Annotated in this window: 29 protein-coding genes; all 29 read left to right on the top strand. The window is 43.2% G+C overall.

Annotation, left to right across the window (positions count from 1 at the left end; genetic code table 11):
* Positions 1–3 precede the first annotated feature (3 nt).
* Positions 4–1,308, top strand: a complete 1,305-nt coding sequence (gene trmFO / locus EXW93_RS10130; protein ID WP_023468729.1) for an FADH(2)-oxidizing methylenetetrahydrofolate--tRNA-(uracil(54)-C(5))-methyltransferase TrmFO — start codon at positions 4–6, stop codon at positions 1,306–1,308.
* 145 nt (positions 1,309–1,453) lie between these two features.
* On the top strand, positions 1,454–2,359 hold the full coding sequence (locus EXW93_RS10125; protein WP_231496840.1) for a tyrosine recombinase XerC: 906 nt from the start codon (positions 1,454–1,456) through the stop codon (positions 2,357–2,359).
* 14 nt (positions 2,360–2,373) lie between these two features.
* Positions 2,374–2,925, top strand: a complete 552-nt coding sequence (hslV, locus tag EXW93_RS10120; RefSeq protein ID WP_023468727.1) for an ATP-dependent protease subunit HslV — start codon at positions 2,374–2,376, stop codon at positions 2,923–2,925.
* Positions 2,918–4,291 (top strand): ATP-dependent protease ATPase subunit HslU, encoded by a 1,374-nt coding sequence (gene hslU / locus EXW93_RS10115; RefSeq protein ID WP_023468726.1) that lies wholly within the window; start codon positions 2,918–2,920, stop codon positions 4,289–4,291. The genes hslV and hslU overlap by 8 nt, the downstream gene beginning before the upstream one ends.
* 16 nt (positions 4,292–4,307) lie before the next feature.
* Positions 4,308–5,087 carry a GTP-sensing pleiotropic transcriptional regulator CodY gene (gene codY / locus EXW93_RS10110; protein ID WP_023468725.1) on the top strand — a complete coding sequence of 260 codons (780 nt, stop codon included), beginning with the start codon at positions 4,308–4,310 and terminating at the stop codon, positions 5,085–5,087.
* A gap of 604 nt (positions 5,088–5,691) precedes the next feature.
* Positions 5,692–6,054, top strand: a complete 363-nt coding sequence (flgB, locus tag EXW93_RS10105) for a flagellar basal body rod protein FlgB (protein ID WP_023468724.1) — start codon at positions 5,692–5,694, stop codon at positions 6,052–6,054.
* A gap of 2 nt (positions 6,055–6,056) precedes the next feature.
* Positions 6,057–6,455: a flagellar basal body rod protein FlgC gene (flgC, locus tag EXW93_RS10100; RefSeq protein WP_023468723.1), complete on the top strand. Its 399-nt coding sequence runs from the start codon at positions 6,057–6,059 to the stop codon at positions 6,453–6,455.
* 23 nt (positions 6,456–6,478) lie between these two features.
* Positions 6,479–6,766: a flagellar hook-basal body complex protein FliE gene (gene fliE / locus EXW93_RS10095; protein WP_035396905.1), complete on the top strand. Its 288-nt coding sequence runs from the start codon at positions 6,479–6,481 to the stop codon at positions 6,764–6,766.
* Between the two features lie 28 nt (positions 6,767–6,794).
* Complete coding sequence (gene fliF, locus EXW93_RS10090) at positions 6,795–8,366, top strand: flagellar basal-body MS-ring/collar protein FliF (protein WP_174316422.1); 1,572 nt, start codon at positions 6,795–6,797, stop codon at positions 8,364–8,366.
* Positions 8,367–8,370: 4 nt separating this feature from the next.
* On the top strand, positions 8,371–9,378 hold the full coding sequence (gene fliG / locus EXW93_RS10085; protein WP_023468720.1) for a flagellar motor switch protein FliG: 1,008 nt from the start codon (positions 8,371–8,373) through the stop codon (positions 9,376–9,378).
* Positions 9,371–10,096: a FliH/SctL family protein gene (locus tag EXW93_RS10080; RefSeq protein ID WP_371811149.1), complete on the top strand. Its 726-nt coding sequence runs from the start codon at positions 9,371–9,373 to the stop codon at positions 10,094–10,096. Before fliG ends, EXW93_RS10080 begins: the two co-directional genes overlap by 8 nt.
* Positions 10,089–11,402 (top strand): flagellar protein export ATPase FliI, encoded by a 1,314-nt coding sequence (gene fliI / locus EXW93_RS10075; RefSeq protein WP_035396772.1) that lies wholly within the window; start codon positions 10,089–10,091, stop codon positions 11,400–11,402. Before EXW93_RS10080 ends, fliI begins: the two co-directional genes overlap by 8 nt.
* A gap of 11 nt (positions 11,403–11,413) precedes the next feature.
* Positions 11,414–11,848, top strand: a complete 435-nt coding sequence (locus tag EXW93_RS10070; RefSeq protein WP_023468717.1) for a flagellar export protein FliJ — start codon at positions 11,414–11,416, stop codon at positions 11,846–11,848.
* Positions 11,845–12,396, top strand: a complete 552-nt coding sequence (locus EXW93_RS10065) for a MotE family protein (RefSeq protein ID WP_174316420.1) — start codon at positions 11,845–11,847, stop codon at positions 12,394–12,396. The genes EXW93_RS10070 and EXW93_RS10065 overlap by 4 nt, the downstream gene beginning before the upstream one ends.
* Before the next feature lie 10 nt (positions 12,397–12,406).
* Positions 12,407–13,543: a flagellar hook-length control protein FliK gene (locus EXW93_RS10060; protein ID WP_174316419.1), complete on the top strand. Its 1,137-nt coding sequence runs from the start codon at positions 12,407–12,409 to the stop codon at positions 13,541–13,543.
* Positions 13,527–13,703 carry a flagellar hook capping FlgD N-terminal domain-containing protein gene (locus tag EXW93_RS16465; RefSeq protein ID WP_174316418.1) on the top strand — a complete coding sequence of 59 codons (177 nt, stop codon included), beginning with the start codon at positions 13,527–13,529 and terminating at the stop codon, positions 13,701–13,703. Before EXW93_RS10060 ends, EXW93_RS16465 begins: the two co-directional genes overlap by 17 nt.
* Positions 13,704–13,751: 48 nt before the next feature.
* Positions 13,752–13,982: a hypothetical protein gene (locus tag EXW93_RS16460; protein ID WP_174316417.1), complete on the top strand. Its 231-nt coding sequence runs from the start codon at positions 13,752–13,754 to the stop codon at positions 13,980–13,982.
* Complete coding sequence (gene flgG, locus EXW93_RS10045; RefSeq protein WP_174316416.1) at positions 13,982–14,842, top strand: flagellar basal body rod protein FlgG; 861 nt, start codon at positions 13,982–13,984, stop codon at positions 14,840–14,842. The genes EXW93_RS16460 and flgG overlap by 1 nt, the downstream gene beginning before the upstream one ends.
* A complete protein-coding gene (locus EXW93_RS10040; RefSeq protein ID WP_023468712.1) occupies positions 14,839–15,078 on the top strand; it encodes a flagellar FlbD family protein in 240 nt (79 codons plus the stop codon). The genes flgG and EXW93_RS10040 overlap by 4 nt, the downstream gene beginning before the upstream one ends.
* A complete protein-coding gene (locus EXW93_RS10035) occupies positions 15,050–15,502 on the top strand; it encodes a flagellar basal body-associated FliL family protein (RefSeq protein WP_023468711.1) in 453 nt (150 codons plus the stop codon). Before EXW93_RS10040 ends, EXW93_RS10035 begins: the two co-directional genes overlap by 29 nt.
* Before the next feature lie 9 nt (positions 15,503–15,511).
* Positions 15,512–16,495 (top strand): flagellar motor switch protein FliM, encoded by a 984-nt coding sequence (gene fliM, locus EXW93_RS10030; RefSeq protein WP_023468710.1) that lies wholly within the window; start codon positions 15,512–15,514, stop codon positions 16,493–16,495.
* Between the two features lies 1 nt (position 16,496).
* Positions 16,497–17,627, top strand: a complete 1,131-nt coding sequence (gene fliY, locus EXW93_RS10025) for a flagellar motor switch phosphatase FliY (RefSeq protein ID WP_174316415.1) — start codon at positions 16,497–16,499, stop codon at positions 17,625–17,627.
* Positions 17,628–17,641: 14 nt separating this feature from the next.
* Positions 17,642–18,007 (top strand): response regulator, encoded by a 366-nt coding sequence (locus EXW93_RS10020; protein ID WP_023468708.1) that lies wholly within the window; start codon positions 17,642–17,644, stop codon positions 18,005–18,007.
* Positions 18,008–18,138: 131 nt separating this feature from the next.
* On the top strand, positions 18,139–18,495 hold the full coding sequence (locus tag EXW93_RS10015; protein ID WP_244150216.1) for a flagellar biosynthetic protein FliO: 357 nt from the start codon (positions 18,139–18,141) through the stop codon (positions 18,493–18,495).
* A complete protein-coding gene (fliP, locus tag EXW93_RS10010; RefSeq protein WP_023468706.1) occupies positions 18,492–19,160 on the top strand; it encodes a flagellar type III secretion system pore protein FliP in 669 nt (222 codons plus the stop codon). The genes EXW93_RS10015 and fliP overlap by 4 nt, the downstream gene beginning before the upstream one ends.
* Positions 19,161–19,172: 12 nt before the next feature.
* Positions 19,173–19,445 (top strand): flagellar biosynthesis protein FliQ, encoded by a 273-nt coding sequence (gene fliQ, locus EXW93_RS10005; protein WP_023468705.1) that lies wholly within the window; start codon positions 19,173–19,175, stop codon positions 19,443–19,445.
* Complete coding sequence (gene fliR, locus EXW93_RS10000; RefSeq protein ID WP_023468704.1) at positions 19,442–20,209, top strand: flagellar biosynthetic protein FliR; 768 nt, start codon at positions 19,442–19,444, stop codon at positions 20,207–20,209. The genes fliQ and fliR overlap by 4 nt, the downstream gene beginning before the upstream one ends.
* Before the next feature lie 4 nt (positions 20,210–20,213).
* The gene (flhB, locus tag EXW93_RS09995) at positions 20,214–21,305 is read left to right on the top strand and encodes a flagellar biosynthesis protein FlhB (RefSeq protein WP_023468703.1); all 1,092 of its coding nucleotides are present in this window, start codon (positions 20,214–20,216) and stop codon (positions 21,303–21,305) included.
* 14 nt (positions 21,306–21,319) lie between these two features.
* A complete protein-coding gene (gene flhA, locus EXW93_RS09990; protein WP_023468702.1) occupies positions 21,320–23,344 on the top strand; it encodes a flagellar biosynthesis protein FlhA in 2,025 nt (674 codons plus the stop codon).

The raw sequence follows: 23,344 nt of genomic DNA, 5'->3' as shown, positions 1-23,344 counted from the left end.
CCGTTGAAACGTGTAACGGTAATCGGCGCGGGACTTGCAGGTTCTGAAGCAGCATGGCAACTTGCAAAACGCGGCGTACAAGTAGATTTATATGAAATGCGGCCTGTCAAACAGACACCCGCGCACCATACAGACCAATTCGCTGAACTCGTCTGTTCGAACTCACTTCGAGCGAACCAGTTAACGAACGCAGTTGGTGTCTTAAAGGAAGAGATGCGTCAGCTCGATTCCTTGATCATGAAAGCAGCAGACTTAGCGAGCGTTCCAGCAGGTGGAGCACTTGCTGTCGATCGGCACGACTTCGCAGGATATGTGACGGAAACGTTGAAAAACCACCCGAACGTTACCGTCCATCATGAAGAAATCGAAGCGATTCCAGATGGTCCGACGATCGTCGCGACGGGTCCGTTGACGAGTGCGGCATTATCGGAATCACTTAAACAATTCACAGGTGAAGATTACCTATACTTCTTCGATGCAGCGGCACCGATTCTCGATGGAGACACGATCGATCGTGAGAAGGTTTACCTGAAATCACGATATGATAAAGGCGAAGCTGCCTACTTGAATTGTCCAATGACGGAAGAAGAATTCCAGCTCTTCTATGATGAGCTGATCAATGCGGAAGTCGTTCCATTGAAGGAATTTGAAAAAGAGATTTACTTCGAGGGCTGTATGCCATTTGAAGTTCTCGCTTCACGCGGACCGAAAACACTCTTGTTTGGACCGATGAAGCCAGTTGGACTTGAAGATCCGAAGACAGGCAAACGACCATATGCTGTCGTTCAATTGCGTCAGGATAACTCAGCTGGAACATTGTTCAACCTTGTCGGCTTCCAGACACATTTGAAATGGGGCGAACAAAAGCGGATCATTCGCTTGATTCCTGGTCTTGAGAATGCAGAAATCGTCCGTTATGGTGTCATGCACCGTAACACGTTCGTCAACTCACCGAATTTATTGAAACCAACGTATCAGACACGTACACGTGACGACTTGTTCTTTGCTGGTCAAATGACAGGTGTCGAAGGGTACGTCGAGTCAGCAGCGTCCGGTTTGACGGCAGGAATCAATGCGGCACGTCTCGTCAATGAGGCGGAACCGGTTACGTTCCCGCAGGAAACGATGATGGGTGCGATGTCGCACTATATCACGACGACGGAAGGGAAGAACTTCCAGCCAATGAATGCCAACTTCGGATTGGTACCAGCACTCGTCGGTCATCCGGTTCGGATGAAAAAACCTGAGAAGTATGCGCTCTACGCAGAGCGAGCACTTGAAGCAATCAAAGATTTCACGGATATGTGATTTTTGATGGGGAGAAAGGCGTGATTTAGCGCTCTTTCTCCCCATTTCTTAATTTGTCATAAAAGCGTGATAATTTCGTTAATTTTTCGGTTTTTGGTCTATTGTCAGACTACTTGGTCTGTGCTATGCTAAGGGCGATTCGAGAATGAAATGGTCAGAAGGGGGCGCATTCATGGGGATAGACACTGCTTTTGAGCGACTGCTAGAAGATTTCATGCGGTATGTTCATATTGAACGTCAATTATCTCCGAATACAGGTCGCTCTTATGATCAAACACTTCGACAATACGCCGCTTTTTGCCGCGATCATCAGTTACGATCGATTGAATTGGCAAGTGCACGGCGTTATTTGTATGCTCTTTACGATCAGGAGCTGGCGCGGGCGACGATTGCACAAAAAGTTTCCTGCCTCAAACAATTTGGTCGTTTTTTGACACGTGACACCGATGAGCCTAATCCCTTCGATGGATTAAAAGCACCAAAACGACAACAAGGACTTCCGACATTCCTCGTCCCAACGGAATATGAACGTTTCCTCGATGCCTTTCGATCGAGTGATACGCTTGGCAACCGGAATGTGGCGTTAGTAGAACTTTTATATGCGACGGGTATGCGGGTCAGCGAGGTCGTTCAACTGGATCTTCGTGATCTCGCGACTGATCACTCCTACGTCCATGTGTATGGAAAAGGTGGGAAGGAACGCATCGCACCAATCGGAACCTTTGCTAAAGATGCATTAGAACTGTACTTACCATCACGAGATCCAGTCGCAGGTCATGAGCAAGCGTTGTTCTTGTCTCATTCAGGGCGTCGATTGACGACGGATGCGATTCGGAAAATCATGAAAAAAGGGGAACAACTCGTTGGGAAACATGTGACCCCACATGCGCTTCGTCATAGTTTCGCGACAGATTTACTGGAAAGAGGCGCCGATTTGCGAGCGGTCCAGGAGTTACTTGGACACGCATCGCTGTCGACGACCGGTCAGTATACACACGTAACGACGGAACGATTACGACATGTTTATCAACAAGCACATCCTCGTGCCTAAGGGAGGAAACATTGATGTTTCATGCAACGACGATTTTTGCGATTCAACATAACGGACAATCCGCGATGAGCGGAGACGGACAGGTGACTTTCGGAAACCAAGTCATCATGAAGAAAAGTGCGAAAAAAGTACGGCGCCTCTATGGTGGCAAAGTCATTGCCGGATTTGCTGGAAGTGTCGCGGACGCGTTCACACTCTTTGAAAAATTCGAAGCGAAGCTTGAAATGTATAACGGGAACTTACAACGGGCAGCAGTTGAGCTGGCGAAGGAATGGCGAGGCGATAAGATGTTGCGTCAACTTGAAGCACTCTTACTTGTCATGGATGGAACACATCTCTTACTTGTATCCGGAAACGGGGAAGTCATCGAACCGGATGACGGCATTCTCGCAATCGGTTCAGGTGGTAATTATGCGCTTGCAGCAGGGCGCGCGTTAGCTCGACATGCAAGTCATCTCACAGCAGAGGAGATCGCCCGCGCAGCGCTTGAGACGGCTGGTGAACTCTGTGTCTTTACGAACGATCAAATCATCCTAGAAACGATCGGAGGCAATGACCATGCATGAATTGACGCCAAGACAAATCGTCGAGAAGTTAAATGAACATGTCATCGGACAAGCGGATGCTAAACGTGCGGTGGCGATTGCTTTACGTAATCGGTACCGTCGACAATTACTCGATGCATCGATGCGGGATGAAGTCACACCGAAGAATATCCTGATGATCGGACCGACCGGAGTCGGAAAGACTGAAATTGCGCGACGCCTCGCGAAACTCGTCCGTGCGCCGTTCGTCAAAATCGAAGCGACGAAGTTCACGGAAGTAGGGTACGTCGGTCGTGATGTGGAGTCAATGGTGCGGGATCTCGTGGAAGCGTCTCTACGTCTTGTCAAAGATGAGAAAAAAGAAGCGCTCAAAGATCGAGCGGAAGCAGTGGCGAACGAACGAATCGTCGATGCGTTATCTGGTAAAAAAGCGTCATCTGGTCTCGGTGGTGGAACGAATCCGTTTGAGATGTTGTTTGGAGGGAACCAGAAGCAACAAGAGCCGGATACATCGGAAGCGACAGCCGACCGTTCGTTACTTCGTCAGCAATTACTGACAGGGCAACTTGAGGATCGCATGATTGAGGTCGATGTTGAAGAACGCCAAGTGGATTTATTCTCTGGGCAACAAGGCATGGAGGGGCTCGCGAATCTTCAGGATATGCTCGGACAAGTCATGCCGAAGAAAACGAAGAAGCGTCAGCTCACAGTCAAGGAAGCGCGTCCGATTTTGACAGCGGAAGAAGCGGAACGGTTGCTCGACTTGAACGAAGTCCATGACGAAGCGGTTCGTCGCGCAGAACAGATGGGTATCATCTTCGTCGATGAGATCGATAAGATCGCGACAAAAGGACATGATTCAGCTGGTGTTTCACGAGAGGGTGTTCAACGAGACATCTTACCAATCGTTGAAGGATCGACGATCGTTACGAAATATGGTCCAGTCAAGACGGATCACATCTTGTTCATCGCTGCGGGTGCATTCCATATGGCGAAACCATCTGATCTGATTCCTGAACTCCAAGGTCGTTTTCCGATCCGTGTCGAACTCGATAGTTTGACAGAAGATGACTTTGTTAAGATTTTAACTGAACCGAATCAAGCATTACTCAAACAATATAAAGCATTATTAGGGGCAGAGCACGTTCATGTCACCTTTACAGAAGAAGCCATTCGTGAAATCGCACGGATTGCTGCACAGGTAAACGATGAGACGGATAATATTGGAGCACGACGCTTGTATACGATCATGGAGCGCGTCCTTGAAGAATTATCCTTCGAAGCAGCAGACATGCCGGAGACGGATGTGACGATCACGCCACAATACGTGACGGAACGAGTTGGAAAAGTAGCAGATGATCGAGACTTAAGTCAGTTCATCTTATAAAGTGGAGGAAGAAAAAATGAATTTATTGGCGAAAACGCGGAAGCTGAATACGATGTTACAACAAGAAGCGAGCACACATGTTGATTTCAAGGTCATGGCTGATCGACTCAGCGAAGTCATGGAATCGAACACATTCATCGTAAGTCGGCGCGGTAAGTTACTAGGTATCGCAATCAAGCAACAAATCGAAAATGACCGGGTCCGTGGTTTCTTAGAAGAACGTCAATTCCCGGAAGATTACACGAAAAAATTATTTAACGTCACGGAAACGACAGCAAACATTGCCATCGATAGTGAACATACGGCATTCCCAGTCGACAACCGTGATACGTTCGAAACGTCGAAAACGACGATCGTACCGATCATCGGTGGTGGAGAACGCCTTGGGACACTTGTTCTCGGTCGTATGGTGGAAGACTTCAATGAAGAAGACCTCGTGCTTGCGGAGTATGGTGCGACAGTCGTCGGGATGGAGATCCTTCGTGAGAAGGCACATGAGGCGGAAGATAAGGCACGTAAGAAAGCGGTCGTTCAGATGGCGATCAATTCATTGTCTTATTCAGAACTTGAAGCGATTGAGCATATCTTCGAAGAGCTGGAAGGAAATGAAGGACTACTCGTCGCTTCAAAGATTGCCGATCGCGTCGGTATCACGCGTTCCGTCATTGTCAACGCACTGCGTAAACTCGAAAGTGCAGGCGTCATCGAGTCGCGTTCACTTGGAATGAAAGGAACTTACATTAAAATTTTGAACGATAATTTCCTTTATGAGTTAGAGCGTATTAAATCGAACTAAAAAAATAATGAGATACAGCGTATTTTTCGTTAATCGTTTTTAACGTCTGTATTAGATAAGCGATTCTTCTTCAATGTGAGAAGAATCGCTTTTTTTGTTAAAGACGATTTCTTACAAACATCCATCAGATCACAGAAGAAGCAATGCAGATCCACTATTCTTTAAATGGTTATCGTAGAACATCAATGAAAAATACCAAGAAAAGGGGTGGATAAAAAAGTTAAAAGAGAAGGAACTATTTTTATATTTATTCAAAGAAATTACAATTTGGTGTTTTTTTCATTCTGTATTAGATGTATAATCAATTCTGTTGCTCATGAATGAAATATTTTAAATCTTAGTTTAGACATTTTCTGTAAATCATAAATTAGTCCATTTTTATTAATTAAACTTTTTTCTATTCGTAGATGCATAGGTAATATTTATCATTTTTGAACAAAATGGTAATTAAAGGTGAAAAATGAACATCTCATTACCCTTTTTTTAAAATTTATCCTTTTCAAACATTGACCTATTTGTTTCAATTATTTCAGATATGTTACTAATGACTTACTAGTTTTAATATTCTTCAATTCCAAACTATTCATATATGGAGGGCGGATAAATGGATTGGTTAGGTTCCGATTATTCTTTACTCACTAAAGCAGTCAATCGTACTGTAGATTCTCAAAAAGTAATATCTAAAAATATCGCGAATGTTGATACACCTGGATACAAAGCGCAACGTTTAGTGTTTTCGGATGTACTAGACTCTCAAATGAAAATGAGTCTAAAGCGTCATGCTCAAATTGATGCGCAAGGTTCGATCGTTGAGCAATCGACTTCTATGCGTAACGATGGAAATGGTGTCGATATTGATTTTGAGATGTCTGAATTATCACGCAATCAAATCGAGTATGAGGCATTAGTAGAACAGCTGAATCGGAAATTTTCAGGAATCCAATCAGTAATTAGAGGAGGCAGATAAAAGTGAGTATGTTCGGTGGATTTCATACTTCTGCATCAGGGTTAACTGCACAACGTCTCCGGCTTGATACGGTTTCAGCAAATATTGCAAATGCTCAAACGACACGGGGAGAACTTGTAGATGGTCAATGGCAACCCTACGCTCGTAAATTAGCAGTGCTTAAGGAAACGGCTAACGGTGTAACGGTTAGCGAACTTCGAAAAGATGAAGAGCCTTTTAAATTAGAATACAACCCAAGTCATCCGGATGCAGACGAGCTTGGATACGTCAAAATGCCGAATGTCGACATTTTAAAAGAAATGGTCGATATGATGGGCGCAACACGATCTTATGAAGCAAACGTGACAGCTCTTAACGCGACGAAAGCAATGCTTGTTAAAGCGATGGAGATCGGTAAGTAAGAATGAAGGGATGATGAATGACCATGGCAATTCAAGCAATTCAGGGATTACAACCCATTCTTCAAAATCAAATGACTCCTAAAACAACACCAAGTGACTTTAGCGAAGTGTTAAGTCAAGCAATGAATGGATTAAATGCGACACAAAGCGCTTCATCTCAAGCACGAGTAGATTTGGCGACGGGAAAGTCAACAGATCTACATAATATTATGATTAAAACAGAAGAAGCATCTCTCTCTATGCAACTCGCCATTGAGGTCCGTAATAAGGGCATCGAAGCATACCAAGAAATGATGCGTATGCAACTGTGAATGTTAAGGAAAGCGTGGGAGATGTTGAATGAACGAAGGATTAAAAGCAAGATGGAACACCATTAATACAACGTGGAAATCATGGTCACTCGCTAAAAAGGCGATGATTCTTGGAAGTGTTATCGTCGTTTTAGCAGCGTTGATCGTCGCTATTCTCTGGTTATCTAAACCTACGATGACACCCCTTTATTCAAAATTATCACCACAAGAAGCCGGACAAGTGACGGAAAAACTAAACGAGGACGGTATTCAGTCTGAAGTTGTTAGTGAAGCTAATGGCGTGACCATTCTTGTTCCAGAGGCGAATGTTGAGAATTTGAAAGTCGAATTAGCAACAGCTGGTATTCCAAAGTCTGGTCAAATTGATTATTCCTTCTTTAGTGAAAACGCAGGTTTCGGAACGACGGATAAAGAAATGAACATCTTGGAACGCGACACGATGCAGACGGAACTCGAAAACTTGATTACACAAGTCAATGGAATCGAGTCAGCTAAAGTCATGATTACGCTCCCAGAAAAGAGTGTCTTTTTATCGGATGAGAAAGAATCTTCAACAGTATCGGTCGTATTGACCTCTAGCGCAGGTAGTAACTTGAATAATCAAACGGTTCAAGGTCTGTATCATTTGATCGCTAAAAGTATTCCAAATCTTAAAGAAGAAAACATTACGATCATGGATCAGTACTTCACGTACTATGAACCGGGCAATGCGACGCAGACAGCAGGTGGAACAGATCCGATGGCACTTAAAAAAGCAACAGAGAACGATTTACGGAAACAAATCCAACAAATGCTTTCTGTTGTTCTTGGACCGCAAAAAGCACTCGTATCGGTCACAGCGGACGTAGATGTTACGAAACGTCAGGAAGAACAAAAATTAGTAGAGCCAGTAGATCCAGATAAAATCGAAGGAATCGTCACATCTGCTGAAAAAGTAGCTGAAGCATACACTGGTGCAGCGAATCAAGGAACTGCTGGGACTGGCGAAAATGAAACAATCAATTTCCCGACAGGAAATGGTGAAGCTGGAGATACGAGTGAAAAAACACACGATATTATTAACTATGAAGTAAATCGAATCACGAAACAGATTTCTGGGGCACCATATGAAATTCGTGACTTAGGTATTCAAATCATTGTAGAACCACCAAAGGGTCAGACACAAATTGATCCGCAGTTACAAACGGACTTACAGACGATGATGTATTCTATCATTCGTACGTCCATTACAAAACAAGATGCTAAAACGACGTTAACAGATGCGGAACTGACAAATAAAGTAGTTGTCATGTCTCGACCATTTGCTAACACGACAACTAAACAGACCGCTACTTCAGAAACAATTCCGATGTGGGTTTGGTTTGCATTAGGTGCAGCAGCTTTAGTCATCATAGGCATGATTTTCTTCATGGTTCGTAAACGTAAAAAAGAAGAAGAGGAAAGCTTAGAGGAATGGACACCGATCGAAACAGAAATCCCTGAGTTATCGACTGAAGATAATAGCAATGAAGCACAAAAACGAAAACAACTAGAAAAATTAGCAGCGTCAAATCCAGACGAATTTGCAAAACTGCTTAGAACTTGGTTAGCGGAGGATTGATCCTATGAAGAAATTAGAGATGAATAGTCGTGAAAAGGCTGCCGTCCTAATGATTTCATTAGGTCCAGAAGTCGCGGCGAACGTATATAAGCATCTAAGTGAAGAAGAGATGGAATGGTTGACGTTACAAATCTCAAGCATGAAACGAATTGACCCTGAAGATAAAGCAGGTGTTCTGGATGAATTTCATGATTTAGCAATGGCACAGAACTATATCACGCAAGGTGGTATCGGTTTTGCGAAATCCGTATTAGAAAAAGCTGTTGGTGAAGAAAAGGCGATGGAATTGATTCATCGCCTCACATCAACACTTCAAGTACGTCCTTTCGAGTTTGCACGAAAAGCAGATTCAAAACAATTATTGAATTTTATTCAAAATGAACATCCGCAAACGATTGCTCTAGTCCTTGCTCATTTGGATCCAGCGAAGTCAGGACAAATCCTTTCTGAGCTTCCGGCAGAGGCACAGTCGGATGTAGCGAGACGAATTGCTACGATGGATCGAATGAATCCGGAAATCATTAGTGAAGTTGAGTTGATTTTAGAACGTAACCTGTCTCAAGCAGGAATGCAAGACTATGCTCAGTCAGGCGGGATTGAAGCAGTGGTTCAAGTGTTGAATGGAGTTGACCGAACGACAGAACGAACGATTTTGGATACGCTTGAAATTCAAGATCCTGAACTCGCTGAGGAAATTAAAAAGCGGATGTTCGTATTTGAGGATATTGTCACATTGGATGCACGTGCAATTCAACGTATCATTCGTGAAGTTTCAAATGAGGATCTTCTTTTAGCATTGAAAGTATCATCTGATGACGTCAAAGACATGGTGTATCGAAATATGTCTCAGCGGATGGTCGAGTCGTTCAAAGAAGATATGGAGTTCATGGGTCCTGTTCGATTACGCGATGTCGAAGAAGCACAAAGTCGAATTGTCGGTATCATTCGTCGTTTAGAAGATATGGGTGAAATCGTCGTCGCACGCGGTGGAGGAGATGATATCGTTGTCTAACGTCATTAAACGGCAGAGTGTCTTGTCTAAATCGCAGCGTTTGATTCATCAGCCAGTAGCATCGTCTGAAAACGTTGATCATGACAGTAATCTCGTTACGGTTTCCTATGAAGAAGAATGGTTAGAACGTCAGAATCAATTGACACTTTTAGAAAAGCGTTTGATGGAAGAACACGAATCAAGACTAGCGCAATTGGAAGAAGAAAAGTTAAGAACGCTCGAGGCGGCAACGCTGCAAGGGTATGAAGCAGGGTTTGTTGAAGGACAATCAAGCGGCTTCGCAACATATGATAAGGCAATGTCTGACTTAAATGCGTTAAGTGAGAAATTAGAGCAACGTTTTCAAGAGAAACTTATGATGATGGAACATGATCTATGTGTAGCTGCTCTTCAAACGACGCATTTATTTCTAGAAAATCTATTAGATTCCGATGAAGAGACATTGTATAAGATGATTCATAAACTATTGATCCAGTTTAGAGATCGCGAGAAATTATTTGTCTATGCATCGCCTCAAGATTTTGAACGCTTAGTCATGATGGAAGATAAGATTCAATCTATTCTCGGAGCGACAGTCAGTGTCCAACTCCGGTTAGATCCAGAATTGTCACCACGTGATTTTAGAATCGATTCTGAAAATGGAGCGATTACGGGTGGGTTACACTCCAGTTTTAAACATCTTGAGAAAAAGATTTTTGAGGTGTTGACGGATGTATAAAGTTCAACATTTGCAAGAAGCGATTCAAGACATTAAATTTGATGATCTGCTTCGACATTCAGGTAAAGTAGTCCAAGTTATTGGTTTGATGATCGAATCGAGAGGACCTACTGCTGTATCAATTGGAGAGCGCTGTTTTATTCAATTGAACGCACACCATGAAATTGAAGCAGAGGTCGTTGGCTTTAAAGAGGGGCATGTTCTACTTATGCCTTATGGTGAAACGACAGCAATCGCTCCAGGGTCCATCGTTGTTGCTTCAGGTAAACCGTTACACGTTCCTGTAGGCGAAGAGTTGATAGGTCAAGTGTTAGATGGACTAGGCAGACCATTAGACGGTGAAAACCTAGAGCATTTAAAAACAACATCCATTGTTAGAAAGCCACCAAGTCCGCTTAGTCGCCCACGTATTAGCGAAGTACTCTCAACTGGGATACGAGCAATTGATACGTTATTAACAGTAGGTGAAGGACAGCGTGTTGGGTTATTTGCAGGATCAGGCGTCGGAAAGTCCACACTTTTAGGAATGATTGCGAAACGGTCAACAGCGGATATCAACGTGATTGCTTTAATTGGAGAGCGTGGACGTGAAGTCAAAGAGTTTATCGAAGCGGAGTTAGGTGAGGAAGGAATGAGTCGGTCGATCATCGTTGTAGCAACGAGTGATCAATCGCCCCTTGTACGACTTAAAGGTGCTTACACTGCAACAGCGATTGCTGAGTACTTTCGGGATCAAGGGAAAAATGTCGTCCTGATGATGGACTCCGTTACACGATTTGCAATGGCACAACGTGAAATCGGACTAGCGACAGGTGAACCTCCCGCTTCAAAAGGCTATACACCAAGTGTCTTTGCGCTACTCCCACAACTTTTGGAGCGAAGCGGTAAGACTGAAAAAGGCTCGATCACAGCATTCTATACCGTCTTGGTTGATGGGGATGATATGAATGAACCGATTGCAGATGCTGTACGCGGAATTTTGGATGGTCACTTTGTACTGGATCGGAATTTAGCGAACAAAGGACAATATCCTGCGATTCATGTATTACGCTCCATCAGTCGTGTCATGAATCAAATCACTTCAGAAGAGCATAAACAAAAGGCCATCGTTTTTCGTCAGCTTCTCTCTACTTATTTAGATGCGGAAGATTTGATTAACATTGGAGCGTATAAAAGCGGAACAAATCCAGAAATCGATCGGGCCATTCAAATCTATCCACAACTTATCGAATTTCTAAAACAGTCTGTCCATGAAGTGAGTGACTTAGATGCCGCAATTGAAAGACTATTTCAGATTATTCCATAAGGGGAGCGGACATGCGAACGATATATGAACGAATCATTCCGCTCGCTGAAGCGGAAAAGGATCGAGTCTCAAAAGAAACAGCTGAAAAAAAGATGCGTTATGAAGAGGAAATGCAGAAGCTGTATCAACTGTTGGTCCGGTACGAAACGTTTTTGAAAGAACAGGATCAAATCGGACGGATTGAGTTGGTTGATTCACAATATCGTGAAAGAGCCAGGGATGTAGTGAAGCAACAAATCGAGAGACAACAGTTGTTCGTCACGCAAGCTAAGAACGTTTATGAAAAAGCGCAATTGGCATTAAAAGAAGCCATGATCGAAGAGAAAAAATTCACCAAACTACAAGAAAATCATTTTATTGAAGTACGACGAGAACTTGCAATAGTAGAACAAAATCAACTAGATGAGCTATCTCTTCTACATTTTAAAAGAGGTCAAACGATATGAGTGAACAAAAGACGTCAAAGCAGTGGATATTACCATTAGTGATCATCCCGTTTATCATCATCTTGCTGACAGCATACTTCGTGTTGAATTATGCGAACGGAAGACCATTATTATCTTTACCGTTCGATACAGAAAAAACAGCAAAATCTACTGCTACCTCTAATGACCAAGAGTTGGTCAAACGTTTAAAAGTAGCAAACAACGAAATTAAGAAATTACGCAATGAAAAAGAAGAACAAAAGCAAACGTTGCAAGTGAAAGAACAAGAAATCACGAAACTAATCTCAGAACGGGATCAGTTAAAAAAAGCATCAGCTCCTGCTGCTTCAACTACTTCTTCGAGTGAGAAGAAAACTAAGAAAACACCAGTATCTGATGTATATGCAGAAATGTCACCTAAAGAAGCAGCATTAATCTTTAATGAGCTCAGCCCAACTGAAGTGGTTTCGATCATTGAAAACATCGATGCAGAACAGCAAGCTGCAATCATTGCCAAAATGGATGCCAAAAAAGCAGCAGCATTAACTCAATTATTAGCTTCGGAATAGAGGTGAGATCATGAATATTTCAGATCTTCAAATGAATCCGGTACAAGGAACAGCGATAGGTACCGATGAGATGGGGAACGCAACAGATGCAACAGGTAAGTTTGCGACACTTTTACAATTTCTAACGAACAATGAGTTGACTGTAAATCAAGGAATACCGGATGTATCACTAAAAGATTCGGAACGTGTAGATGTAGATGGAAAATCTGAAAAGGCTGTATTGCTTCAAAATATCCAGTCGCTTATGGATCATCCAGAAATGATTTTAGAAGTGCTGGAGCAACCTGAGGTCAGTAGCCTTCCAATTCATTCGGTGAAGCATCGAGAGATTGTTCAGATTTTAAAGGCGATTCAAGAAGGAAATATCGAATCTGCTGTTCAGCTACTCGATCAATCATCTATCACTCCCGCTCAAATTAATACGTTGATCGGAAATGTATTACAGAAACAGAATCAGCAATTGAAGCCAGAAGTAAATTCCGTGCAAAGTATTGGAACGGCTCCAGTAGAAGAAAACATGGAGAAGTTGATTTTACCCGTCAAAAATGAACTGACGCCGTCAAAAGAAAAGTTCATGGAAACGGGTCAGAATAAAATAGTGAATGTTATTCAGAAACAAAGTCAAGAGCCCTCCTCAGCACTGGAACAAGATATTAAAGCGAATACAGCAGCACCGGCAGTAAGTGTAAATCGAATGAATCATGCGCTCCTTTTCAATAGCGTGAATCGCACAGTTCCATTTTTACCGGTCGATGAGCAAATTATGAATCGAATCGAAGCGGCGTTAAAGCAAGCACCTTTTATAAACGGTAAAGATGGTTCTTCAAAAATCTCTATTCGTTTATATCCTGAACAGTTAGGTGAACTAGTCGTTCAAGTAGATCGAAAAGGAAATGAACTTACGATTAAGCTTTTCATGGCGAATGAGCAAACGAAGCAATTGATCGAACAACAACTCGGAAAACTACATACGACACTACATCAACAGAGTCCGGTTGTGAAAATCGAAACAGGTATCATTGCGACTGCTGCAAGAGAATTTGAACAAGGATTCTCTTCAGAACGACGTGAACAGGAAAAACAGGAATCTTCTTCACATCAGCAAGAAAAAGAGCGAGAGGAGGAAGAAGATGACGGAAGGGATTAAAAATGACGGTTCTTCGTTTCAGTTACCTGAAAAAAAGCAAACCGTATCCAACAATTCGATGGATAAAGATATGTTCATGAAGATTTTAATCGCCCAGTTGTCGAACCAAGATCCAACAGCTCCGATGGAAGATAAAGAGTTCATTGCCCAAATGGCTTAGTTTTCTTCGTTAGAACAGATGCAATCGATTGGAAAAGGAATGGAAACGATGATCCTAAATCAGCATGCGGGTGCGTTGATGACGTACAGTAACCTGATTGGGAAAGATGTCAGTTATACACCGTCTGCTAACGCTGAGGGTGAAACGTCTTCAACGGAAGAGACAGCAACTGTACTAAGTGTCAAACGAGATGGTGTGGATGTCATCGCTGAATTATCGAACGGTAAACGGGTCAGTGTGTATGACCTGACGCAAATCAAATCTAAGGAGGAAAAATAATGTTACGTTCAATGTATTCAGGAATCAGTGGATTGAAAAACTTCCAAACGAAATTGGATGTCGTCGGTAACAACATCGCAAACGTTAATACATTCGGTTACAAAAAAGGGCGTGTTACGTTCAAGGATTTAGTTAACCAATCTGTCGGATCTGCTTCTGGTGCGGGTGGTAATGTCGGGGGAACAAACCCGAAACAAGTCGGTCTTGGGGCATCGATGTCAACAGTCGATAACGTCTACAACCAAGGAGCACTTCAAAATACCGGTCGGACGCTTGACGTCGGGATTTCTGGTGAAGGATTCTATCAAGTCATGACAGCGGAAGGTATTCGCTATACGAGATCTGGAAACTTCTATACGGATTTAGACGGAAACATCGTTACTGGTGATGGAAACTACGTTGTTGGTACTGGAACAGCTGCTGTTCCAACAGGTCCTGTTCCTAACGGCTTACCGGATGCACCTGCAACGCCGACTGCTGGTTATCAAAAATTAAAAATCCCTACCGATGCACGAAACTTATCGATTGGGAAGGATGGATTAGTCACTTATGTAAATAATACGGGTGCGCTAACTACGGTAGGGTACATTACCTTAGCAAACTTCCCTAACCCGGGTGGTCTTGAAAAATCAGGTGTGAACTTATTCTCAGCTTCACAAAACTCGGGTCCGGTAGCAACAGGAACACCGAGCACTAAAGGTCTCGGTCAATTGACATCTGGAACACTCGAGATGTCAAACGTCGATTTGTCAGAAGAATTTACGGAAATGATCATTGCACAGCGCGGTTTCCAGGCAAACACACGAATCATTACAACGAGTGACCAAGTGTTAGAAGAACTCGTCAATCTGAAACGATGATTCAGTTAACGACGTTACGGAAAACACCATTAGTCATTAATGCCAGCTTGATTGAATCCATTCGTTCGACTCCTGATACGACGATTCACCTCATTGGTGGACAAACGTATGTCGTACAAGAATCGATGGAGGAAGTGACGGAGGCAGCAATTCAATTTTATCGTCAAATCGGATTGACCGGTTTGACGAGTGTAAGGAGGATCGATGATGGCGGAAGAAGAGAAAAAGAAAAGTAAGCTTAAATTACCATTGATCATGGTCATCGTTGCTCTCATGATGGTTGGAGCTGGGTACATGGTAATGAAATATTTGATTGCTCCAGATGAAACGAAAGCAAAAGTAGAACAGCCGACTGGAGAAGAGCTTGATGCACGTAGTCTTCAGACTGATGATTTGACGACGAACATCTCAGACGAACGTTTCTTGAATGTACAATTTACAATCGTAACCGATGACCAAAAAACACGGGATGATTTAGAATTACGTAAATTCCAAATTAACAATATCATTCTTGGGGATTTATCTACCATGAAAAAATCGGATTTGGATTCGAAAGCCGACATGGAGAAACTGGAAGAAAAATTACGTGTCCAGTTCAAAAAACTCATCCAAGAGGGTGATGTCCAACGTGTCTACACTACGAAAAAAATCATCCAGTGAGGTGGCAGCATGAGCGAAGTATTATCACAACATGAAATTGACGCCTTGCTATCAGCTATTTCAAGTGGAGATATGGAAGTTGAGGAAATCAGGAGTCAAGAAGAAGAGCGGCGCGTTAAGGTATATGATTTCAAACGTGCCCTTCGTTTCTCTAAAGACCAATTACGAAACTTAACGCGCATTCATGAGCAATTTGCTCGAGTGCTAACGACTCACTTTTCAGCTCAGTTAAGAACATATGTCCAGTTCACAGTGAATACAGTGGAACAATTGCCTTATGACGAATTCATTCATTCTATTCCAAATATGACATTAATCAATTTGGTCAACCTTCAACCATTAGACGGGAAAGTCATTTTTGAAGTGAACCCAAATATTGCCTATGCAATGTTAGATCGTCTGCTTGGTGGACCGGGCGAAGGAATGAACAAAATTGAGAACTTAACTGAAATTGAAACACGTATATTGACGCAACTGTTTAAACGAGCATTTGTGCAATATGGAGCGGCTTGGGAATCGATTACAGAATTAGAAGCTGAATACGATGATCTTGAGATCAATCCACAATTTCTCCAGCTCGTCTCTCCAAACGAAACGGTTATTCTTGTGTCCATTTATGTAACAGTCGGTGAAGTGAGTGGCACATTAAATGTATGTTTACCTTTCGTTACATTAGAACCGATTTTACCTAAACTATCCAGTCATTTTTGGATGCAACAAGATAAGCGTAAGTCAATCAATGATCAAGCGTCTGAACATATGCAGACTCAATTAATGAGTTCTGTCGTCGATTTGAAAGCAGTGCTTGGCCAGACGGATCTGTCGTTTGGTGAGTTGTTACACCTCGAAGTTGGCGACTGTCTATCCCTGAAGACACGTACATCTGATCCGGTTGAACTGTTCGTCGATGATCGTAAAATGTTCAAGGCGCGACCAGGTCTAAATGGGAAGCATCTCGCTTTACAAGTCATACAACGAATTGAGGAGGAATAACATGAGCGATATGCTTTCGCAAGATGAGATCGATGCTTTATTAAGAGGAACACCATCTGATTCTGATGATGCAAGCGATACCCAATCGGATGAAGAAGTTTTAGATGAGATGGAAATCGATGCGCTTGGAGAAGTAGGGAATATTTCATTAGGAAATTCAGCTACCGCTTTATCCGCATTGTTGAATCAAAAAGTAGAAATTACGACGCCACATGTTCGAATGATTACGATGGATGAATTAAGAAGTCGTTATCCCATTCCGCATGTTGCCTTACGCGTTGGATATACAGAAGGTTTTAAAGGTGAAAATGTCCTCATCTTAACACAACGGGATGCCTCCATTATTGCGAACTTAATGATGGGCGGAGATGGTGTCATTGATGAAACTGCTGAGATGGAGCCGATTGCGCTTTCAGCTGTACAAGAAGCAATGAACCAAATGATGGGAGCTGCCGCTACATCGATGTCCACGGTATTCTCCATGAGAATTGATATCTCACCTCCAGCTGTTGAAATTTTTGATTTTTCGCAAGAGAAAAGTATCGTAGATAGTTTCTCTCTTTGGGACAGTATGGTCATCATTGAGTTCGATTTGAAAATCGGGACATTGATTGATTCGAAAATCGTACAGTTGGCACCGCTCGAGTTTTCTAAACAACTCATTCAAAAGTTGTTCTTAGCGAGTACTGAAGTATCAAATGAGCCTTCACCGGCTCAACCTGCAGCACAAACGCAACCTAAACCGTCACCAGCCGTTGAAGCTTCTCCACCGCCAGCAAAACCTGCTCCAGTTCAGGAACAAGTAGTGAAAGAAAGTGTTGCTGTCAGTCCTGTCCAATTCGGTCAATTAAGTGATGCACAAGTAGACGGTACGCCGGCTAATATTGGTATGTTGTATGACGTACCGTTGAACGTCACGGTTGAACTAGGACGTACACGACGATCGGTTAGAGATATCCTAGAACTGACGCAAGGTTCCATCATTGAACTTGATAAATTAGCAGGTGAACCAGTAGATGTATTTGTAAACAACACGTTGATTGCAACCGGAGAAGTTGTAGTCATTGAAGAAAACTTCGGAGTACGCATTACAGAAATCGTAAATACAAAAGAACGTCTTCGGATGTTCTAAGGAGGAACTATAAAATGAGTGCAAAAGTATTAATCGTAGATGACGCTGCTTTCATGCGAATGATGATCAAGGAAATTTTATCGAAGAATGGCTACGATGTCGTTGGCGAAGCGGAGAATGGATTAGAGGCTGTTTCAAAGTATAAGGAATTAACACCAGATCTCGTCACACTCGATATCACGATGCCAGAAATGGACGGAATCTCTGCTTTAAAGGAAATTAAAGCAATTAATCCGGCTGCTAAAGTCATCATGTGTTCAGCAATGGGACAACAGTCAATGGTTATCGATGCTATTCAAGCAGGTGCTAAAGATTTCATCGTTAAACCGTTCCAAGCAGATCGTGTACTAGAAGCGGTTTCGAAAACTGTCTCGTCATGAAAAAAGTGACTTTGCTGATTTGTCTGCTGTTTTTGCTTTCGGTTCCCGTAAGTGCAGAAACAGTCGAAGAAAAATTAAATCCAACTCAGAACGATGCACCGGCGACTCAGCAAGTCGATGAGAGTCCTTCCATGGCGTTGACTATTTTTAAAGGAGTCGTCGTTCTTATCGTCTTGATCGGCGGATTCATCCTTGTGACACGATTCATTCACGAACGAACGCGAGGTGTCAGACATTCCGGACGATTGACCCATTTAGGTGGAGTACCACTCGGGAAAGATCGATCGGTTCAGTTAGTCAAGATACAAGATAAGATTTACGTCGTCGGTGTCGGTGAAAACGTACAATTATTAGATACATTGGATGATCTGGAAGGATATGAACCAACGGATTTTGAAGAGTCTTCCCCGAAATCCTCACCTTCGCCGTTTCTTGAGACGTTTAAACAACAACTCGAACAACTGCAAAAGAATCGAGGTCGCTCATGAATACGATTGAGAATCTGATATCACTTGATACTCCGTCAGGAACAGCGACATCGATTAAGCTACTTGTGTTACTGACGTTGTTATCACTTGCGCCGTCACTGCTCATTTTGATGACCTGCTTTACGCGTGTTGTCGTTGTGTTGTCTTTTGTCCGTTCTGCTCTTGGAACACAACAGACGCCACCAAACCAGCTCCTCGTTGGACTCGCTTTGTTCATTACATTATTCGTTATGTCGCCTGTCTTATCTGAATTAAACACGACGGCCTTAAAACCATATATGGCAGATAAAATCAGTCAAGATGAAGCGTTTGATAAAGCGGGAGATACGATGAAACGGTTCATGTCGAAACACACGCGAACAAACGATTTAGAGTTGTTTTTAAAGTACGGTAATTATGAAAAACCAGAAAAAATTGAAGATATTCCACTTGTCGCACTTGTTCCAGCTTATGCGATCAGTGAATTAAAAACGGCCTTTCAAATCGGGTTCATGATCTTCATACCTTTTCTTGTCATCGATATGGTCGTCTCAAGTGTCCTGATGTCGATGGGAATGATGATGTTGCCACCGGTCATGATTGCGTTACCGTTTAAATTATTGTTATTTATTTTAGTTGACGGCTGGCACCTGATCGTTGAATCGTTGCTCGTCAGTATGCGTTAGGGAGGGATCCGAATGACTCAAGAAATGATCATACAGCTTGCAAGTTCTGCCGTCTGGACATTACTCAAGGTATCGGCTCCCTTGCTACTCGTCTCGCTCGTCGTAGGTCTGCTCGTTAGTATTTTGCAGGCGACGACGCAAATTCAGGAACAGACGTTATCGTTCGTTCCAAAGATCGTTGCCGTATTTTTAGCACTCGTCTTTTTTGGTCCTTGGATCATGCAGGAGCTACAGACCTTTACGATTGATCTATTCAAACAAATCGCTGAGGTTTCCCGCAAATGACGTTACTTTCTTTCTTGAGTGTTTTTTTACTCATCTTTGGTCGGATCGTCGGCTTTCTCGTTGCAGCTCCGTTGTTTTCTTCAAAGCAACTACCAGCACAACATAAATTAGCATTGGCGGCAGGCCTAGCTTACTTTGCAAGTTATGCCGTCAAAACAGATGTCCGCGTAGAAGATTTCGATTTTTTCTTTCGAATGGGAACGGAAGTTTTAGTCGGTCTAGCACTTGGGTTACTTGCCAGTTTTTTATTGTATGCGCCACAAATTGCCGGTTCCATCATTGATTTGCAAATGGGGCTTGCAATGGCTTCCGCTTATGACCCGATGTTTGGTGGGCAGTCACCCATCGTTGGTCGTTTTTATTACATGCTGACGTTACTCGTCTTGCTCGCTTCTGATATGCACCTGATTTTACTTGACGGCATCTATACGAGTTTTCAAATCTTTCCGCCAGGTAGCCTGATTGCGGTATCGGGCGACGCAGGAATGAGCCTTGTCATCCGTGTCGTTGGGCTTGCGATGTTGACTGCCTTACAAATGGCGATGCCACTAGTCGTTTCACTCTTTTTAGTGGATCTCGCGCTCGGTTTCCTAGCGAAAACGGCTCCCCAATTCAACATTTTTGCGATTGGTTTTTCCGTCAAACTATTGATGGGATACGCGATTCTGTTTTTATTAGCAGGAGCGACAATCACAGGAATCGGTCGATTCGTTCCATTACTACAAGATGTACTTGCAGATGCCATTCGATTACTAGGAGGTTGAGGACATGCATTCATATCGATTACGCCTTGACCTTCAGTACTTCGCTGGTGAGAAGACGGAGAAGGCGACACCTCGAAAGCGGGATGATTCCCGCAAGAAGGGGCAAGTCGCAAAATCAGCGGATCTGACAAGTAGTTTTATGTTATTCGCGATGTTCCTCGTCCTCTATTTTTTTGGTCCATTTCTAGGACGACGATTCGTCCTCGTTCTACAAGATGGTCTAAGTGCAAGTCAAGTGTTGCAGGCTGTTGAGGAGGGACGAATTGAACAGATTTTAGTCGAGATGCTGATTCAAATGGGAATTCTCGTCGCACCGTTCTTTTTAACAGCGGTCGTCATCGGTGTTCTCGGGAATTTTGTTCAAATTGGTGTACTTTTGAGTGGCGAGGCGATCCAACCGAAACTGGATCGGATTAATCCACTACAAGGCGTCAAACGAATTGTTAGTGTCAAAGCGCTCGTCGAATTTTTAAAATCGGTCTTTAAACTGCTTGTCATCGGTGTGACGAGCGGCACGGTCTTATGGAATAACAAGGTCGAAATTTCACGGTTGACTTCGGAACCAATCGGTGATGCATTAGCTATCATTGGTCATTTAACATTTTTACTCGGTTTATCTGTTAGTATCGCTTTGATTGCATTAGCCATTTTGGACTTCGCTTATCAAAAATTTGATTTCGAGAAGTCGATCCGAATGAGTAAACAGGATTTAAAAGATGAGCATAAAAACACAGAGGGTGACCCTCAAATCAAAGGGAAAATCAAACAACAACAACGGGAGATGGCGATGCGGCGGATGATGCAAGAAATACCAAATGCCGACGTCGTCATCACGAACCCAACCCATTATGCGGTAGCGATTCAATACGATGACGGAAAACATATGGCACCGATTGTCGTTGCTAAAGGCGTAGATGCTGTCGCGTTCCGGATTCGGGAGAAGGCGACAGCAGCTGATGTCCCGATTGTTGAAAATCGTCCGCTGGCGCGGGCGTTATTCGCTCAATCAGAAATTGGTATGGCAGTGGATGAAACGTTCTATCAGGCGCTCGCTGAAACGCTCGCCTTTGTCTATCAACTGAAACAAGCAAAATGAAAGGATGAAGCATCATGAGTATATCAACACGAGATTTAACGGTTCTGCTAGGCGTCATCATGATCGTCTTCATGCTCGTCATTCCACTGCCCGCTATCATGCTCGATTTTTTAATCATCATCAATATTTTAATTGCCTTGATGGTACTACTCGTTGCGATGAATGCCAAAGAGGCACTTGAGTTTTCTGTATTTCCGACATTGTTACTGATCGTTACGCTGTTTCGTCTTGCGCTCAATGTCTCAACGACACGGGCGATTTTATCAAACGGAAACGGTGGCGAAGTCATCGAGGCTTTCGGTAGTTTTGTTGTCGGAGGTAACGCGCTTGTCGGCTTCGTCGTCTTCTTGATTCTCGTCTTAATCCAGTTTCTTGTCATCACAAAGGGTTCAGAACGAGTCTCGGAAGTCTCGGCACGTTTTACGCTCGATGCGATGCCAGGGAAACAAATGGCGATCGATGCTGATTTGAACTCCGGCATGATTGACGAATTGCAAGCCCGGACTCGTCGCCAAAAAATTCAGTCGGAAGCGGATTTTTATGGTGCGATGGATGGGGCGTCGAAGTTCGTTAAAGGAGATGCAATCGCAGGCATCATCATCGTCATCATCAACTTGATTTTCGGGATGATCATCGGTGTTGTCCAGCAGGGTTTACCGATGATGGAATCCGTCAATTTGTATACGTTGCTAACAGTTGGTGACGGTCTTGTCAGTCAGATTCCAGCCCTTTTGATATCGGTTGCGACCGGTATTATCGTCACACGTTCAACGTCTGATGGAAATCTTGGAGAGGATGTCATCGGTCAATTGACACGGACACCACTCCTCGTTGGAATTGCAGCAGGAGCGATCTTCTTACTTGGACTGTTCACGGCGATTCCGGATTACGTCACGATGCCGATCGCTGCACTGTTTGGATTCTTTGCTTGGCGAATGAAGCAGGCGACGAAGACGATGCAAGAAGAAGTTGCTGTCGAAGAAGCACCAAGCGAAAATTTACGATCAAGCGAATCAGTTATTTCCTTACTGAATGTTGATACGATTGAATTCGAATTCGGTTATGGTTTGATTCCGCTTGCTGATGAAGCGCAAGGTGGCGATTTACTCGATCGTGTCGTCATGATTCGTAGGCAACTAGCTCTTGAACTCGGATTCGTTCTTCCGACCGTTCGGATTCGGGATCACTTACAGTTATCACCGAATCAGTACCGGATTAAGATTCGCGGAAGTGAGATGGCAACCGGCGAACTGTTACTTGATCATTACTTAGCGATGAGTCCGGGTGTCGACGATCCAGAGATTCGAGGGATCGAGACAGTTGAACCGGCATTTGGTATGCCGGCACTCTGGATTGATGAACAGACACGGAGCCGAGCAGAAATGTCAGGCTATACGGTCGTTGATCCACCATCTGTCGTTGCTACGCACTTAACAGAACTCTTAAAGAAACATGCTGCTGAATTACTTGGTCGAGAAGAAACGAAACAATTGGTCGATCATTTAAAAGAATCTCATCCGATTTTAGTGGAAGAAGTTACGCCGCAACTACTTTCGATTGGGGATTTGCAAAAAGTGTTCGTTCAATTACTAAAAGAGAAAATATCGATTCGAAATTTACCTTTAATTTTTGAAACGCTTGCTGATTATGCCGCAGTAACCAAGGATAGTGAATTACTAGCAGAGTATGTTCGCCAATCCTTATCACGTCAAATCACTGAACAAGTCATGCAAGGAGAGGTGTTACACGTCGTAACAGTCTCAAGTGAGATGGAACTCGATATCCAGTCGGCGATCCAGAAGACAGAGTTTGGTAATTATTTAGCGCTTGATCCCGAAAAAGCGAGTCGCTTCATCGAAACGCTGCAAGAACGGACGATGGAGTTTGAACGCTATGGCGCACATCCAATCATTCTGACTTCTCCAAGTATTCGAATGTTCGTTCGTCAGTTGACGGAACGATACTTCCCGGATATTCCGGTCTTATCGTATAACGAATTGATGCCGACGATCGAAGTGAAGAGTATTGGGGTGATATAA

The sequence above is a fragment of the Exiguobacterium sp. JMULE1 genome, assembly GCF_013337175.1.
GTDB lineage: Bacteria > Bacillota > Bacilli > Exiguobacteriales > Exiguobacteriaceae > Exiguobacterium_A > Exiguobacterium_A indicum.
Note: the sequence above shows the minus strand (reverse complement) of the source record. Positions and strands in the feature narration are given on the sequence as shown.